The organism is Rhodococcus sp. FH8, assembly GCF_019266085.1.
Lineage (GTDB): Bacteria > Actinomycetota > Actinomycetes > Mycobacteriales > Mycobacteriaceae > Rhodococcus_F > Rhodococcus_F qingshengii.
On sequence record NZ_LPNQ01000079.1, the window covers coordinates 12833 to 28991 of the forward strand.

Sequence of the window (16159 nt, forward strand, 5' to 3'; positions counted from 1 at the left end):
GCATTGGTTTTGTTCATCGAACTCTCGCATGATCTATCCATGAGCACTCTCCACCCGCACCCAGGCACACTTGCAGCTCTGGCAGATGCGTTGGCGCACAACGATGTCGAGACAGTCGATCTCACCGCCCTTCTTTCGGAATCGACTCCCGTCCTCCCTTTGCCTTCCGGTATGGCACCGATTCCGCATTTCGCGCTCGAAGAGTTGGCTAAGTACGACGATCGAGGCCCTACGTCGTATCAAAACGGGATCCACACAGGCGAACATGTGGGCACACACTTCGATGCTCCGTGCCACTGGATAACAGGAATCGAGCACGGGGATGTCGCGTCAGTGCCGACCAGTCGGCTTGTCGCTCCAGCCGTTGTTATCGACAAAGCCGCCGAAGTGGCTGACGATCCCGATTTCCTTCTAGACGTGGACGACATCCTGCGCTGGCAGAAGAAGTTCGGCCCGTTGCCTCGCGGATGGTTGCTCTACCGAACTGGGTGGGCATCGCGATCTCATGATCAAGCGCTCTTCTTGAATGCAGACGAACACGGCCCTCACACCCCGGGGTTGACATCGGAGTGCGCCAGATGGCTCGCGGAGGAATCCCCGATCATCGGCTTGGGTGTCGAGACTGTAGGAACTGACGCGGGCCAAGCCTTTCGATTCGATCCGCAGTTTCCCGTGCACTCACATCTACTCGGAGCCGGAAAGTACGGAATAACTCAGCTACAAAATCTCGATCAACTCCCGCCAGTGGGAGCAGTGATCATTGTTGCCCCTCTTCGGATCGTCGGTGGATCAGGGAGCCCAGCTCGGATCATCGCTCTCATTGAACGCGAATCATCAAAGGAGACAAAGAACTAATGCTGGTACACAACGCAATCGGGTGCACGCTCGTCGATCTGGGCGTCACGACAGTTTTCGGTGTCGTCGGTAGCGGAAACTTTCACTTCACGAACGCGATGGTCGAACGTGGTGCCCGCTTCATCGCCGCTCGCCACGAAGGCGGAGCGGCCACGATGGCTGACGCGTTCGCACGAATGTCCGGAGAAGTAGCAGTCCTGTCATTGCATCAAGGCTGCGGATTCACGAACGCGTTGACCGGAATTGCGGAAGCCGCCAAAAGCAACACCCCGATGCTCGTCCTCACCGCCGAGGCAACAGAACCGAGTTCGAACTTCTTCATCGATCAGCAAGGAATCGGTGACGGGCTTGGAGCCGTGACGATGCGCGTGCGATCCCCCAAGACAGCCGTAGACGACGTCGCACGCGCATTCGCGATGTGCCGCAATCACCAGAGAACGGTCGTCCTCAACGTCCCGCTCGATGTACAGGACATGGAACTCGACTCGAGCCTGACCCCGCGGACATTCGAACGAATTTCTGCACCCCAACCCTCTCCTGCCGACGTCGCGCGATTCGTGGAACTCCTCCTCGCAGCTGAACGTCCGGTTTTTGTTGCCGGCCGAGGAAGCCGCGCTGAAGGATCGAAGGATGCGATCCTTCAACTCGCCGAGCAGAGCGGCGCACTCGTAGCCACCTCAGCGGTTTCACGCGGAATGTTCAATGACGATCCGTGGAGCATCGATGTCTCGGGAGGATTCAGCTCTCCCTTGACTGCCGAACTCATTGCTCAAGCAGATCTCATCGTCGGCTTCGGATGCGCCCTCAACATGTGGACGATGCGCCATGGAAAGCTGATCGCCGATGACGCAGCAGTAGTCCAAATCGATACCGACCCTGCCGCGATCGGAATGCACCGCGACGTGACTCTGGGCCTGTGGGGCGGGGTTGCCGAGACTGCTCGAGCGACGTCTGCATGGCTGGAAGCACATGGAAGAAGTCACCGCGAAGGGTACCGAACTGCTGATGTGAAGAGCCGAATCGGTATGGGGCTCCGCTGGAATGAGATCGAGTTTACTGACGAGTCCGGTGAAGGGCTGATCGACCCGAGGACCCTCTCGGCCGAACTGAACAAGATTCTGCCGACTGAACGAATCGTCTCGGTCGACTCCGGAAACTTCCTCGGCTACCCCAGTATGTATCTCGATGTTCCGGACGAATACGGATTCTGTTTCACGCAGGCATTCCAGTCCGTGGGACTCGGTCTCGCAACCGGCCTGGGCGCTGCGATCGCACAACCTCATCGCCTCCCCATCGCTGCATGTGGGGACGGTGGGTTCCTCATGGGTATCAGTGAACTGGAAACTGCTGTACGGCTGAAGATTCCCCTGCTCGTGATCGTGTACAACGACTCCATGTACGGCGCCGAAGTCCATCATTTCGGTACCGACGGCCCCCCATTGGACTCGGTAACCTTCCCCGATACCGATATCGCTGCCATTGCCCGCGGATACGGCTGCGAGGCAGCGACCGTCCGCGACGTTTCGGACCTGAGCGAGCTGGAGTCCTGGTTGAGCTCAAACCCGCAGCGTCCCTTCGTTATTGATGCGAAGATCGTCTCCCGCGAAGGCTCGTGGTGGCTACAAGAGGCGTTCGGCCACTGATGAGGGAGGCCGAACGCAGATGTACTCGTCAGACAACTCAGGAGGAAAGAGTGCAACTACTTTCTCAGTCAACGTGCCGCGCAGCCCTGGCGGTGCGATATGACTAGCACCGCAGAAAGACTCCCGACCCAGCGGGAACCAGGACGGGCGAAGGCACGCGTACCCGCCAACCAAACCATGAATCTGCAGCCCCTGTACTGGGGAACATTCGGCGTCATCGGCTTCCTGGCGACGTGGGAGATCATTTCACGGTTTCATCTGTTGCCACGCGATGCGCTTCCCCCCGCCAGCACCACACTGATTCGCGCTACCCGGCTTCTGACTGATCAAACGTTCCTGGCTCAAATCGGAAACACCCTCTGGGCAGCATTCGTCGGCTATGCGATCGCTCTCGTGATTGCCGTTCCTGCCGGCTTGTTGTTAGGGCTGTCGAATCGTCTCTATGCGTTGACGTCGACGATCGTGGAATTGATACGTCCATTGCCGCCGATCGGATTGGTTCCGCTGCTTGTTCTGGTGGCCGGTCAAGGGCTGGAAATGAAGGCCACGGTCGTTGCCTTGGGATGCGTTTTCCCATTGCTGGTAAACACCATTCACGGTGTCCATTCGACCAACGGAGTCGCACGGGCCACGGCGCGATCATTCGGTTGGTCTCCTGTCGTGGTCGCATGGCGAGTGGTCTGGCCCTCGGCGATTCCATCGGTACTGACTGGAGTACGGGTGACAGTGTCAATCGCTCTGATTCTCTGCATCGGCGCTGAATTCATCGGCGGAAGCACCAAGGGCCTTGGCTCGTGGCTTCTTCAACAGAGCATGCTTCCGCAGGGTATCGAGTCGGTCTGTGCGGGTGTCATCGTCGCCGGCCTCCTCGGGTTGTTGGTCAACGCCGTCGTCAGCGTCCTGGAAACAAATTTCGCATCGTGGGCGCGAAGGGATGAGTCATGAGTATGACATTGAGTTCAACCCAAATCTCTCGTTGGTCGAACGCCGCTCTCGGCTGGGTTGCTGCAGCGCTTCTGATTCTCGTGTGGCAGATCTGGACCGCAAGTGCGCAATCAGCGTATTTCCCGACGCCACTGGATATTTTCGGCGACGTCTATGATCGTTGGTTCTCGGCAGGGTTGAGCCACGGATTCCTCACCAATGCCTTTTACACTGACATCCTTCCCAGCATCGGCAGATTGTTGCTCGGACTGCTGATCGCCTGGATTGCAGGAATCACACTGGGAGTCCTCCTCGGCCGAATACCGGTGGTGGCGATGATCATCGAACCGATCTTGCATTTCATGCGAGGACTTCCGGGGCCAGTTCTTCTTCCATTGGCTCTCGTCTTGGTCGGGACAGGTTCGGCGATGCGCGTCGGCTTGATCGCATTCGGCGCAGTATGGCCAGTTCTCTTCAACACGTACAGTGCCGTTCGGCAAGTTCCGCAAGGATTCGAAGATGCCGGACGGGTTTCACGAATTTCCCGTTCCAGTATGCTTTTTCGAGTAATTCTGCCGACTGCAAGCAGCGGAATCTTTGCCGGAATCAAAGTATCCACTTCCCTGGGCATCATCTTGCTGATCGCATCGGAACTTTACGCGGCGTCGAACGGCATCGGATTCGGATTATCCCAGGCGCAGCGTTCCTTCGAATTTCTGACTATGTGGTCATTCATCGTCGCGCTCTCTCTTCTCGGTTATCTGTCCAACCTGTTGCTGGTTCGAATCGAGCACACCCTCCTGGGTTGGCACCGACTCCGCATGGCAATAGACAACTGATCGGAATACCATGACCCACGCACTGCTCGAGGTCGACAACCTCAGCCACACCTACTACACAGACCGCGGTGAACAACGCGTACTCGATGGGCTGTCATTTTCAGTCAACGACGGCGAGTTCGTCTCGATCGTCGGGCCTTCTGGTTGCGGCAAGACAACGCTCCTTCGCACACTTTCAGGATTGCTCAAGCCCACCGGCGGCTCCATCTCTCTCGGTGGCACTGAAATTGACGGTGTGCCTGCAGGATTGGCGATGGTCTTTCAGGACTACCGGGCATCGCTGTTCCCGTGGCGCCGGGTCGGGGCCAACGTCGAATTTCCGTTGTTGGGTGTCGTCGGTAAAGCCGAGCGACGACTGCGCACAGAAGAATCCCTTGCAGCCGTCGGTCTCGAGGGGATGTCCGAGCGCTATCCGTGGCAGCTCTCCGGCGGAATGCAGCAGCGCGTGGCGATCGCCAGGGCTCTGGCCATGCGCCCGAAGCTAATGCTGATGGACGAGCCGTTCGCCTCCGTCGATGCCCAGACACGTTCCGACCTCGAAGATCTACTGTTGCGCGTCCGCGATCAATATGACATGACGATCCTGTTTGTCACCCACGATGTCGACGAAAGTGTTTATCTGAGCACCCGAGTCGTCTCGTTGAGCAAGGCTCCCACCGTCAAGACGGCAGACATTCGGATTCCTTTGGACTTCCCTCGTGATCAGATTTCGACCCGCGAGGAAGAGTCGTTCGTAACCACGCGCGGCGAGGTTGCCCGCCTTATTCGCCAGGCCTGTCCCGGCGGACTCACCGTCGAGGCCTAGTTGCGAGTTCTCCTGCGCACCAATCGATTCACATCCCTGCCCCAACCGGTTTCTCATGTTCCATTTTCGTACGAGGAGATCACATGAATACGCGATTCACACGATTCTGCGCCATCGGCGCAGGTCTCGCATTGGCTTTCACCGTGGCCGCGTGCGGAGGCAGTGACAGCGATGCAGCCGCGCCCTCTGCCGACGGTGTCACGCGAATGACTCTGTCCATTCCTCCAGTCGGCGATTCATTGCCTGTGTACGTTGCCCTCGAGAATGGGTTCTTCGCAGACAACGGTCTCGAGATCGAGCTTGCTCCGGCCGCCAACGGTGCAACGACGATCAATGCATTGATCTCCGGCAGTACCGATCTCGCCTTGGTCTCATATCCGTCGCTGATCAAGGCAGTGGATTCGAAACTCCCAGTTGCTATCGCCGCCATGGGTATCGACGGAACTGATGAGTACAAGGCAGGTATTTACGTCCCGGAAGGGTCCGCCGTCAAAACGCCTGCCGACCTGATCGGTAAGAAAGTTGCCACTCCGTCGCTCGGGTCGGTGGGTGACATCTACTTCCGCGGAGTGCTGAAAGACGAGAACTTGGATTACACGAAGGTCAACTTCGTCGAACTTCCACAGGCCAACATGGCAACGGCGCTGAAAGCCGGCGATGTCGATGCCGCATTCATCACCGAGCCCACACTCAGTGCAGCGGTCAAGACACTCGACCTCCGCGCCATCGGCTACCAGAATGGCCCGCAGGGAGTTTTTGCCACATCCACGAAAACGATCGACAGTAATCCTGACGCCATTCGCGGTTTCCGTACGGCGCTGGCCCAGGCAGTAGAGGTTATCGAAGTTGATCCTCACGGTGTCGCCTCACAGATCATGCCGAAATACACCGACATGGACGCGGAAACAGCCCGCAACATGAATTTGCCTCAGTTCGTCACGGAATGGAACGCGGACGGTGTTCAGTCGGTCATCGATCTGATGGTCGAAGTCGGAATCATCAAGCAGTCGTTCAGCGCCGACAACCTCTTCCAGCCGCTGTGAACCTGGTTCCCTCCGAACTGAGAATCTGAGTGAAGGAAGTACATTGAGCAGTTCAGCATCCATAGTTGGGACCGGAGAGTCTCCGTATACTCGGTATCCGGTGCCCGGAACAAGTACCTCATCCATCATCGCCGATGCCGTCGCTCGAGCGCTGGCAAACGCAAACTTGAGTATCCATGACGTCGATGGGTTCGGAGTTTCCAGTTTCACACTCGGACCCGATCATGCGATCGATCTCGCATGGCGTCTCGGGATGCGACTGACCTGGCTCATGCAAGACACCAACGGGGGTGCCAGCGCCGGAGGAATGCTGCAGCATGCCGTTCGCGCCATCGAAGCAGGTGACGCATCGGTGATCGTGCTCGCAGCCGGGGATGTGATGGACAGGGACGCGTTTACCCACCTTGTAGCTCACTACAACAGTGCCACCGAAGATCATCTGGCGCCGCTCCCGATGTCCGGGCCCAATGCGTTGTTCGCGATGCAGACAACACGCCAGATGCAAGCGCTGGGCCTCGAACGATCGGACTACGGCCAGGTTGTAACCTCTCAACGGCGTTGGGCGAGTAAGAATCCGGGAGCTGTCTACCGAAATATCCTCACTCTCGACGACTATCTTGCTGCGCCGATGGTGGCGTCCCCACTCGGACGTTACGACTGCGTTCCACCGGTGACAGGGGCAGACGCCGTCATCGTCACTGCCGACGAGCGCGGAACAAGCGGCCCACGGGCTCGCATTCTCGCTGTCACAGCTTCGTACAACAGTGACGACCAGCGCGGCGACGGATTGGTGACCGGACTTGCCGACGTATCGCCTCGCGCCTGGGAACTTGCCTCTGTAGAACCGGAAGACGTGGACGTCGTCAGCGTGTACGACGACTATCCGTCGATGGTCGTTGCGCAACTCGCAGACATGGGTTTCGTGAATCCTGGTCGAGACATGTCCTCATTTATCGCAGAGAAGATAGCTACGCACGCCTTGCCCGTCAACACATCCGGCGGTCAACTGTCAGCCGGCCAGGCGGGGTCTGCCGGCGGAATGCACGGACTCGTCGAGGTTGCGCGTCAACTCCACGGCCAAGCGGTCGGCCGACAGGTCGACGCGAGGATCGGAGTTGTCAGCGGATACGGCATGGTGCTCTATCGCCATGGCTCGTGTGCCAACGTCGCAGTCCTGGAGGCCGTATGAGTATCACAGTTCAACGCTGCTTTCACTGCAGCGAGTACCTATTCCCCTATCGGCTGTTGTGCCCGAACTGTGGATCATCGGAGTTTGCCGACACCGAGCTCAATTCCGGGACAGTCGAAGTGGTTACCCACACCGCCGACGGCATCACCATTGCCACCGTCGCATGCGAGAAGGATCTCCGAATCATCGCCCGCCTTCATCCCACAGATGTCGCAGTCGGGGACGTGGTCGCTCTCACCGACGACAGCACTGACAACACCGGCCCGATCGCTTTCGTTCCCGCTCCCGATCGCGGCTCACCAGGAAAGGATGACCAGTGAACAGCGCTCGACGTTTTCCCGATGATGTCTCTCCGACCGAAATGACCCTGCCTGGGATGCTTCGGTTGCGTGCGCAAATGACACCGGACGCACCGTTACTCTCGTTCGGCGAAACACATCGCACCGCCGAAGAGATGCAGAACGCTGTGTCGAGCGTCGGACATATGCTCTCCGTCAACGGCATACAACGGGGTGATCGGGTTGCCGTGATGTCGAACAATCGGACGGAGCTGCTGGACTTCATCCTTGGTTGCGGATGGATAGGCGCGATAGCGGTGCCGATCAATACTGCGGCCCGTGGCGCGCAACTTCATCAGATTCTCGGTAACTCTCAATCGAGCCTACTGATCATCGAATCCACTCTCCTTGAACATGTTCAGGCAATTCCGCCTTTGGATGACCTCACGGATGTCTGGCTCATCGATGCGGACAGCGAGCGAACAGACCTTCCGTGGCGGACGATACCTATGCCCGATCCCGTACTGACAGAACGCGCGACGCCGGTAGAAATAGCTCCCGGCGAGCCTGCGGTCATTCTGTATACGTCGGGCACCACCGGGGTATCCAAGGGCGTGGTGTGTCCCCACGGACAGTTCTACTGGTGGGGCCGAAATGTGACCGAACAGCTGGAAATCACCGCTGACGACGTCCTTTATACGTGCCTCCCACTTTTTCACACCAACGCACTCAACGCGTTCAGTCAGGCACTAGTTGCCGGAGCGTCTTACGTCGTGGGGCCGCGATTCTCGGCATCACGGTTCTGGGACGACGTCGCGCGCAGCGGAGCTACCTTCACCTATCTGTTGGGTGCGATGGTCAGCATCCTCGACAGCAAACCCGCAGGTCCGTCCGATCGCGCCCACAGCGTACGTGCAGCACTCTCGCCCGCGACTCCCGCACGATTGGTCGATCCGTTCCGTGAACGTTTCGGTGTCACGCTCATCGACGGTTACGGGTCCACGGAAACCAACTCGATCATGGCTGCAACCCGACAGGAACAACGTCCCGGGTATATGGGCCGGATCCAGCCCGGGTTTATTGCCAGAGTCGTCGACGAACACGGAATTGACGTCGAGCCAGGCGAACCCGGCGAGTTGTTGCTGCGCAGTGAACAACCCTTCGCATTCGCCTCGGGTTATTTCAGAATGCCGGAAGCCACTGTGCAAGCGTGGAACGACCTGTGGTTCCACACAGGAGATCGAGTGGCAATCGACTACGACGGCTGGGTGCGTTTCGTAGACCGGATCAAGGATGTGATTCGTCGCCGCGGAGAGAACATTTCCTCCGTCGAGGTGGAGCAGACCCTACGATTGCATCCAGATATCGGCGATGCAGCAGTATTCGCCGTCGAATCGGAGCTGGGCGAAGACGAAGTAATGGCAGCTGTAGTCGTCAAACCCGGTACCGCGCTGGATTTCGATGAAGTCGCTGCGTTCTGCAAACCGCGGTTAGCCTACTTTGCAATTCCCAGATTCATTTCTGTCCACCACTCCCTCCCGATGACTGCCAACGGCAAGGTCAGCAAGACCTCTCTGCGTGAGCTCGGTGCCACGGCGGCCGACTGGGACCGCGAAGCCGCCTCTCGTACCGCACACGCAACCTGATCTCTCGTTGAACTCATATCCAGGTTCGGGAACACAGAATTTCAAACTCGACATCTGCAGGGGATAACCACGTGCGCGAGTACAAGAACTACATCAACGGTAAGTTCGTGGATGGCAAGGGCGCATTCGCTGCCATTGATCCAGCCACCGGGCGTCCTGTCGCCTGGGTTCACGAGGCGGATGCGATGGTCGTTGACCTGGCTGTCGACTCTGCGCGCAAGTCCCTCAACGCGAGTTGGCACACGATGCCTATCGACGATCGATGCGCCGTGATGCGAAGCGTCGCCGACGAGATCGAATGCCGTTCGGACGACCTCGTCGACGCCGAAGTCGCAGACACCGGCCAGCCCGAGACGCGAATCAGGGATTTCGACATCGTCACGGCCGCAAACCATTTCCGGGACTGCGCGGATGCACTTTTATCCGAGCGTGCTACATCGTCGATCTCTGGCGGCGTGGATCGAACTGATGCTCCGAACTATTCTGTCCGCAGACCGCTCGGCGTAATCGGCATGGACATCCCCTGGAGCTTGCCTTTGCTGTCGCTGGTTTGGAGGCTTGCACCGGCACTCGCGGCAGGAAATACGGTGGTTGCAAAGCCCTCCGAGGAAACGCCGGGAACAGCCACGGTCATGGCCGAGATAGTCGAATCTGCCGGCGTTCCGCCGGGTGTCTTCAATGTCGTCCATGGCTTCGGGCTGGGTTCGGCGGCCGAACTTCTCAGTGCCCATCCGAAACTTGACGGAACACTGTTCTCCGCTGGTACCAGAAAAAAGACGAATAATCGCTCAGACCGATTTTCTTCTGGGGCGGGAGGCGACAACCCTGCCATCGTGTTTTCCGACGTCGATCTCGAAAGCACAGCCGAGAGAATCGCTCGATCCGTCTTCTTCAACACCGGTCAACTCGATCTCTGCATCGGAACAGTTTTCGTCGAACGGCCAATTTACGATGAGATGTGCGAATTGCTCGTTGCTCGGGCACACCAACTCACGCCGGGGTCACCTACATCGACCAACTCCGACTTCGGTCCAGCTATTTCCCGTGCGCACCAAGACAGGGTTCTGCAAAATTATGTGCGGGCAGAACGCAGCGGCGCCATCCGACTGACAAGCGGGAAAGGCACCGCAGTCCCGCGAGAATTTTCCGACGGGTTTTGGCTCGAACCGACCCTGTGGGCATTACCGAAAGAATCAGTCCAGACTATGCGGGAACCGATCCTTGGGCCCTCTGCGACGATCCTTCCTTTCGACAGCGATGACGAAGTGATCGAACGCGCCAACCGTACAGGCGGCGGCCTTGCAGCAACCGTGTGGACCGCAGATTTGACACGCGGGCATCGCATCGCAGAGCAGATGGATACAGAGATCGCGTGGCTCAATTCTTGGTTCGATCATCCTCGATCCAGTAGTCAACAAATCAGGATGCAGGGTCCCCGCCAAGTGACCTGGCGGCAGGCACTCGATATCTACACTGAGACGACGAACATTGTTGCTGCAAAACATAATTGACACAGCGAGCAATCCAAGGAAACCAAAAAGACGTTCGATATAGCCGCCCTCGCCGTCGACATGAAAGTGAACAATCGATGCAATCAAACGAAAATCCACCTGCTGCGCGGATCCTTTATCAAAGCTTCACCGATCCCGCACTGCACCAGCCATACCTGCGCCGTCTCGCGAGTTATCTGGATGATATTTCCTCACCTGGAATAACTTTCGAGGTACGCGGAATCAGTCCGGCCGATACCCAACTCGGCCGGCTGAGCGAGTTACGTTGCGGTGTGCAGTCTGTCGCAGGAATCATCGAGGCTGAGCGTGAAGGATTCGATGCCGTCCTGGTCGGCCATTTCCAAGATGCATGCCTATTCGAAGCCCGAACAGCCGTTGATATCCCGGTCGTCGGGCACGGCGAGGCAAGCATGCACCAGGCTTGCATGCTTGGCGGGCGAGTCGGAATAGTCTCCATCGACCCGGTCTATCTGCCGTGGCACGATGAACAGATCCGTCGATATGGTCTCGAAAGTCGTGTCGTCGATGTTCGTTACATGCGGATAACGCCGGACCAGGCCGTAGCCGCTTATGACGACCCGGCCGCCTATCGTGAAATTCGAGCAATGTTCGTAGACGCCGCTGAATCCATGATCCGCGACAGTCGCGTTGACGTTGTCATGTCGGCTGGTGGACTGTTCGCACTACTCAGCGTTGACGATGTCGATCTGCACGTAGAGGGCGCACTGATCGCCAATCCAACCTTTCTCGCTGTAAAACAAGTTGAAGCTGCACTCAGCATCGCCAAAGTCACCGGCACGCCTGTTTCGCGAGGCGGAACCTACGCGCGCGCATCGCAACAAGCTGTAAACGAACTCCTCGCACTAGTCGGAAAAGAGAGCTGATATGACCGAACTCAAGTACACCGCAGAGGCCACCGCCGATGGAAACGGCCGCAACGGCCATGTCAGTTCGGATGACGGACTGATCGACCTGAATCTAGGAATCCCGGTAGGCATCGGTGGGGCTGGCGGCGGTAGCAACCCTGAACAACTGTTCGCAGCCGGATATGCCGGCTGCTTCCTTTCTGCACTGTCATCAGTAGCACGCGTGCACAAGGTTCGACTGGTCGATCCCACCGTCACCAGTCGCGTGACCATCGCAGATTCGGGTGAGGGCTTCGGGTTGTCGGTGGAGTTGCTCGTCAACCTCCCCGGCGTTGACGAGGACCAAGCACGAGAAATCGCCGAAGGGGCTCACCAGAAGTGCCCCTATTCCAAAGCTGTTCGCGGAAATATCAACGTGGCGATCACAGTGCAGTAATTTGCGTTCAGATTCACACTGATTCAGCGTGTACGGAATCCAGATCGATCTCATCCGAAATCTCCGGAAATCGATCTGGATCCGGCGCACTGGATTTTGCGAAAGAACTGTCGGCGAGCGATTGCCGTTCAATCCACGTGGAAGGCATCATGCGCGCAGCGCGGCTACACCGGTTCGGAGAAAGTCCTGTAATCGAAGAGATTGCACTACCGTCTCGCGGCACAGGAGAATCACTCGTGCGGATCGAGGCGGCTGCCGTCAGCCACCTCGACGTGACAATCGCCAGTGGGACATTCGCTGTAATACCCACACTGCCGCACATCGGGGGCACAGATGGCGTGGGCGAGGTGCTCGAGTCGGACGAATTCGCAATGGGAACAAAAGTTCTCATACGGGGAGGCGGAATCGGATTGAAACGAGACGGTTGCTGGGCGGAGTATGCCGTCGTGGGCGACTCAGCTCTGACAGCGGTCGACGACCGGCTAGAACCCTCTGTAGCTGCAACTTTCTTGGTACCATGCACGACGGGATATGTTGCTGTCAAAGACATCACAGCGATCGCGCCCGGAGAACGGGTTCTCGTTTCGGGCGCAGCAGGGGCGGTCGGATCGATCGCATCCCAATTCGCGATGAGAGCCGGTGCAGCCAACGTCACTGGGATTGTCTCGACGGGCTCGAAGGCCCAGCGATTGCCAGCTGGAGTCCAGCCGATCGTGGGATCGGCCGAGGCAGTTACATCGCAATTGAACTCACTACGTAAATTCGATGTGCTGATCGACACTGTCGGGGGACCCAATCTCCCCAGTCTCCTCGAACGAGTTACGCCGGGCGGACGAGCTGCACTGGTGGGGTACACCCACGGCTCAAACGTCACCCTGCATCTACCGAATTTCTTGATGTCAGACGTAAAGATCCTTCCGGTCAACATGATCCGGCGTGCCAAGGAACAAGCAGCACTCGCTCCATTGATGAGCGAAATGATCATAGCGGGAGAACTTGTCAGTCCCGTTCAAGAGTTTCCGCTGACCGAAATCTCGGAAGCACTCGAAGCGTTGGGTAGCGGACAGCTCACCGGTCGTGCCGTACTAGTTCCAAATGCGCTCCCCACTCATCGATGAAACGGTCACATACTGATCACCCTTCATCGTCAAAGCGCTATCGAAACGCAGGTCTGACTGTTGCGGAGAAGGAAACGGATTGAAATGGACATGCCCAAGCTTCTCGATGGCCGGCTGAAGATCCGTCATCTATTGTTAGTCGATGCCCTCACCCGGCGGGGAACCGTTATCGGAGCAGCCGCCGAACTACACATCAGTCAGCCTGTCGCCACACGCAGCTTGCACGATATCGAGAGAATTCTCGGGGTCACGCTATTCGAACGAGGCCCACGCGGAGTCACCCCCACTGTCTTCGGGACGGCCTTCGCAACGCACTCACGGGGGATAATCGCCCAATTGGCCGAGACTGGTCGGCACCTAGTCGAATTGGCAGATGCCGATCGTGGAACTGTTGTAGTGGGCAGTCATCTGGCCGGTTCGAGCATGCTACTACCCGGTGCGATCGCGCACCTGAAAGCACACCACCCACTTCTGATGGTCGTCGTGCGTGAGGGAACCCCCGAACAACTCCTCACGGATCTCGAAGCAGGAGCGATTGACATTATCGTCGGCCGATTGACCGCGCCGACCGACCATACGTTCATGCGCGAAACGCTCTATACCGAATCCGTCCAACTTATTGCCCGCGCCAATCATCCGCTTGCCGCGGGCGAAAATGTACATCTCAGCGATACTGTCGACTACCCGTGGATACTGCCGAGTATCGAGACCGCCCTACGTACAGAACTCGAGGAATTCTTCGCAGACAACAAGCTGGCCCTACCCGAGAATCGGGTAGAGACCACCTCGTACCTCACCATTCGCCAATTGGTAATCGAGACCGACATGATCGCTGTGCTGCCGGACCTTCTCGCACGCGATGATGCACGATTGACGTCCCTCCCGATTTCACTCGGAAGGATCGGCCACAACGTTGGAACGACTCGAACCTCATCGCGAATCGCGACTCCGACGGCCCAAGCCTTCATCGCTTCTCTGACCGCGGTCGCGCATGAGATGACACTGCGACGCTGCAATGATCGTGGGAGCGCAAATCCGGTCGATCATCACAGCGTGCCAGCAACGTACCGCTAGTTCACCAATCCGAGGAAGCGTTCGGCGTTTCCCCGTGAGATCAGTTGGCGCGCAGTTTCGTCCAAGAACTCGCTCTTGCGAACCACCTCACCCACCGGCCGCTCGCCGAGGGGATACGGGTAGTCACTTCCCACCATCACCCGGTCAACGCCCACTGTGTCGACCAGTAGTCGCAATGCGCGTTCGTCGAAGACGACGGAATCCACGTAGAACCTACCGAGATAGTGTGACGGCGGGAATTCCGATGTACCGATAATGTCGTTGCGACCGTGCCAGGCGTTTTCCATCCGGCCGAGCCAGAACGCGAAGGATCCGCCGCCGTGGGCAAATCCGATCTTGAGTCGGTCGTCGATCTTGTCGAACACGCCGCCGAGGATCAGCGCGAGTATCGACAGATGTGTTTCTGCGGGCATTGCGGTGAGCCACTGCGCCATCCACCGATCCAGGCGCGGTGAGGACGCCATGTCCCACGGGTGCACGAAGACCGGAACATCCAGTGACGCGCAGTGCTGCAGGAATGTCACGACTCCTTCGCTGTCGAGATCGAGGTCGCCGACGTGATTGCCGATCTCGACACCGCGGTGCCCGTTCGCGATGCACCGCTCGAGCTCACGGCACGCTGCATCGGTGTCCTGCAACGGAACCTGACAGAACGGGATAAGTCGATCTTTTGCCGGTTCGACGATCTCGAGCGCGAGGTCGTTGAAGATCCGTGCGATGCGACTTGCCTGCTCGCCGCTTCGGCCGTAATTGAAGAATGCCGGCGTCGGCGAGACGACCTGCGTGTGCACGCCGTCGGCATCCATGTCCCGAAGCCGCACCTCGGCGTCCCAGGCATCGGACTGGATGCGGCGGAACTCCTTGGTGCCCATCATGATCATGGCTTCGGTTTCCGACTCCACTTTCAGCCACGGCGCGTCCGGGCCGGCATCAGCCGTGAGATCGGGCCACCCGTTGGGCACGTAGTGGGTGTGGATGTCGATCATGTTGCTCATCGCTCAGCCCTTGCCGGGATGGAGCGTGCCGCACTTGTCACACGTGCGGGCGTCTTCACTCTCGTAGAACGTGACAAAGACGGGCGGAAGGTCGGCCACGATGTCGCGCACCTGAAGTTCGACTTCGTAGATCTTGTGATTGCACTCCAGGCAGTACCACTGGAAGTGCTCCAATGTTCCTTCCTGTCTCACTCTTTCGATCACCAGGCCGATCGATCCCGAGGTGGGGCGCTGCGGTGAATGCGGCAGGTTTCCCGGCAGCAACCAGCTCTCGCCCTCGCGGATGTCGACCCGCACCGGTCCGTCTTCGGTCATGACGTTGACGTGGATGTCGCCCTCGACCTGGTAGAACCACTCCTCGTACGGGTCGAGGTGGTAGTCGGTCCGCTGGTTGGGCCCACCGACAACCTGCACGATGAAGTCGTCTCCGAGTGCCATCGTCTGGTTGTTGACCGGTGGCTGCAGCAGGTGGCGGTTGTCGTCGATCCATTTCTTGAAGTCGATGACGGGAGGAATAGTGGTCATGATGGGTTCTCCGTGTTCTCGATTGACAGCCGCCGGGCGGCGGGGTTCTCGATTGACAGCCGTCGGGAGGCAGGCACGTATGCCACACCGGATATCTCGATGAGCAAGTGCGGGTGGGGCAATTGGTGAACTGCCACTGTGGTTCTCGTCGGACCGTTTTCATCGAATAGTTCGGCGTAGACCTCGTTGTATCCGCCGAAGTCGTTCATCGACACCAGGTAGGAGGTGACCTGAACCAGATCACTGAGTTCGCCACCCACTTCGGCGAGGATTGCCGCGATGTTTTCGATGACGGCACGCGTCTGCGCCCGAATGTCGAGCGCCGTCGTCCCCATCTCGTCGACCTCGACGCCGACAAACGTGTTGTCGGGTCGACGCGAACTGGTCCCGGAGACATAGACGAAATCGCCGA

General features: G+C 58.3%; 17 protein-coding genes. 14 read left to right on the forward strand and 3 right to left on the reverse strand.

The window, feature by feature from the left end; genetic code table 11:
- The first annotated feature begins 39 nt into the window (after nucleotides 1-39).
- The 14 genes from ATN38_RS26665 to ATN38_RS26730 all read left to right on the forward strand — a co-directional run bounded on the left by ATN38_RS26665 (nucleotide 40) and on the right by ATN38_RS26730 (nucleotide 14227).
- Nucleotides 40-855 (forward strand): cyclase family protein, encoded by an 816-nt coding sequence (locus tag ATN38_RS26665; protein ID WP_020909803.1) that lies wholly within the window; start codon nucleotides 40-42, stop codon nucleotides 853-855.
- Nucleotides 855-2498 (forward strand): thiamine pyrophosphate-binding protein, encoded by a 1644-nt coding sequence (locus ATN38_RS26670; RefSeq protein WP_020909802.1) that lies wholly within the window; start codon nucleotides 855-857, stop codon nucleotides 2496-2498. The genes ATN38_RS26665 and ATN38_RS26670 overlap by 1 nt, the downstream gene beginning before the upstream one ends.
- Nucleotides 2499-2597: 99 nt before the next feature.
- Nucleotides 2598-3443 carry an ABC transporter permease gene (locus ATN38_RS26675; RefSeq protein WP_020909801.1) on the forward strand — a complete coding sequence of 282 codons (846 nt, stop codon included), beginning with the start codon at nucleotides 2598-2600 and terminating at the stop codon, nucleotides 3441-3443.
- Nucleotides 3440-4261, forward strand: coding sequence for an ABC transporter permease (locus ATN38_RS26680; protein ID WP_047889976.1), 822 nt, complete (start codon nucleotides 3440-3442; stop codon nucleotides 4259-4261). Before ATN38_RS26675 ends, ATN38_RS26680 begins: the two co-directional genes overlap by 4 nt.
- Before the next feature lie 10 nt (nucleotides 4262-4271).
- Complete coding sequence (locus ATN38_RS26685; RefSeq protein WP_047889977.1) at nucleotides 4272-5066, forward strand: ABC transporter ATP-binding protein; 795 nt, start codon at nucleotides 4272-4274, stop codon at nucleotides 5064-5066.
- 83 nt (nucleotides 5067-5149) lie between these two features.
- Nucleotides 5150-6109: an ABC transporter substrate-binding protein gene (locus ATN38_RS26690; RefSeq protein WP_020909798.1), complete on the forward strand. Its 960-nt coding sequence runs from the start codon at nucleotides 5150-5152 to the stop codon at nucleotides 6107-6109.
- Between the two features lie 100 nt (nucleotides 6110-6209).
- Complete coding sequence (locus ATN38_RS26695; protein WP_223258005.1) at nucleotides 6210-7298, forward strand: thiolase family protein; 1089 nt, start codon at nucleotides 6210-6212, stop codon at nucleotides 7296-7298.
- Entirely contained in the window at nucleotides 7295-7618 is a 324-nt protein-coding gene (locus tag ATN38_RS26700; protein ID WP_041815448.1) for a Zn-ribbon domain-containing OB-fold protein, read from the forward strand. The genes ATN38_RS26695 and ATN38_RS26700 overlap by 4 nt, the downstream gene beginning before the upstream one ends.
- Nucleotides 7615-9222, forward strand: coding sequence for an ATP-dependent acyl-CoA ligase (locus ATN38_RS26705; RefSeq protein ID WP_223258006.1), 1608 nt, complete (start codon nucleotides 7615-7617; stop codon nucleotides 9220-9222). The genes ATN38_RS26700 and ATN38_RS26705 overlap by 4 nt, the downstream gene beginning before the upstream one ends.
- 71 nt (nucleotides 9223-9293) lie before the next feature.
- Complete coding sequence (locus ATN38_RS26710) at nucleotides 9294-10733, forward strand: aldehyde dehydrogenase family protein (RefSeq protein WP_020909794.1); 1440 nt, start codon at nucleotides 9294-9296, stop codon at nucleotides 10731-10733.
- A 77-nt stretch (nucleotides 10734-10810) separates the two neighbouring features.
- Nucleotides 10811-11617: an aspartate/glutamate racemase family protein gene (locus ATN38_RS26715; protein ID WP_020909793.1), complete on the forward strand. Its 807-nt coding sequence runs from the start codon at nucleotides 10811-10813 to the stop codon at nucleotides 11615-11617.
- 1 nt (nucleotide 11618) lies between these two features.
- Nucleotides 11619-12035 (forward strand): organic hydroperoxide resistance protein, encoded by a 417-nt coding sequence (locus tag ATN38_RS26720; RefSeq protein WP_020909792.1) that lies wholly within the window; start codon nucleotides 11619-11621, stop codon nucleotides 12033-12035.
- Nucleotides 12036-12184: 149 nt separating this feature from the next.
- Nucleotides 12185-13153 carry a zinc-binding alcohol dehydrogenase family protein gene (locus ATN38_RS26725; RefSeq protein ID WP_020909791.1) on the forward strand — a complete coding sequence of 323 codons (969 nt, stop codon included), beginning with the start codon at nucleotides 12185-12187 and terminating at the stop codon, nucleotides 13151-13153.
- 84 nt (nucleotides 13154-13237) lie between these two features.
- Entirely contained in the window at nucleotides 13238-14227 is a 990-nt protein-coding gene (locus ATN38_RS26730; RefSeq protein WP_020909790.1) for a LysR substrate-binding domain-containing protein, read from the forward strand.
- Here the strand turns inward: ATN38_RS26730 and ATN38_RS26735 are convergent.
- The 3 genes from ATN38_RS26735 to ATN38_RS26745 all read right to left on the reverse strand — a co-directional run.
- Nucleotides 14224-15222 (reverse strand): amidohydrolase family protein, encoded by a 999-nt coding sequence (locus ATN38_RS26735; protein WP_218748995.1) that lies wholly within the window; start codon nucleotides 15220-15222, stop codon nucleotides 14224-14226. The two genes, ATN38_RS26730 and ATN38_RS26735, sit on opposite strands and share 4 nt — an antisense overlap.
- 3 nt (nucleotides 15223-15225) lie before the next feature.
- Complete coding sequence (locus ATN38_RS26740) at nucleotides 15226-15747, reverse strand: 3-hydroxyanthranilate 3,4-dioxygenase (protein ID WP_020909788.1); 522 nt, start codon at nucleotides 15745-15747, stop codon at nucleotides 15226-15228.
- A partial coding sequence (locus tag ATN38_RS26745) for a RidA family protein (protein ID WP_256932179.1) occupies nucleotides 15744-16159 on the reverse strand: 416 nt, incomplete at its 5' end. The genes ATN38_RS26740 and ATN38_RS26745, both read right to left, overlap by 4 nt.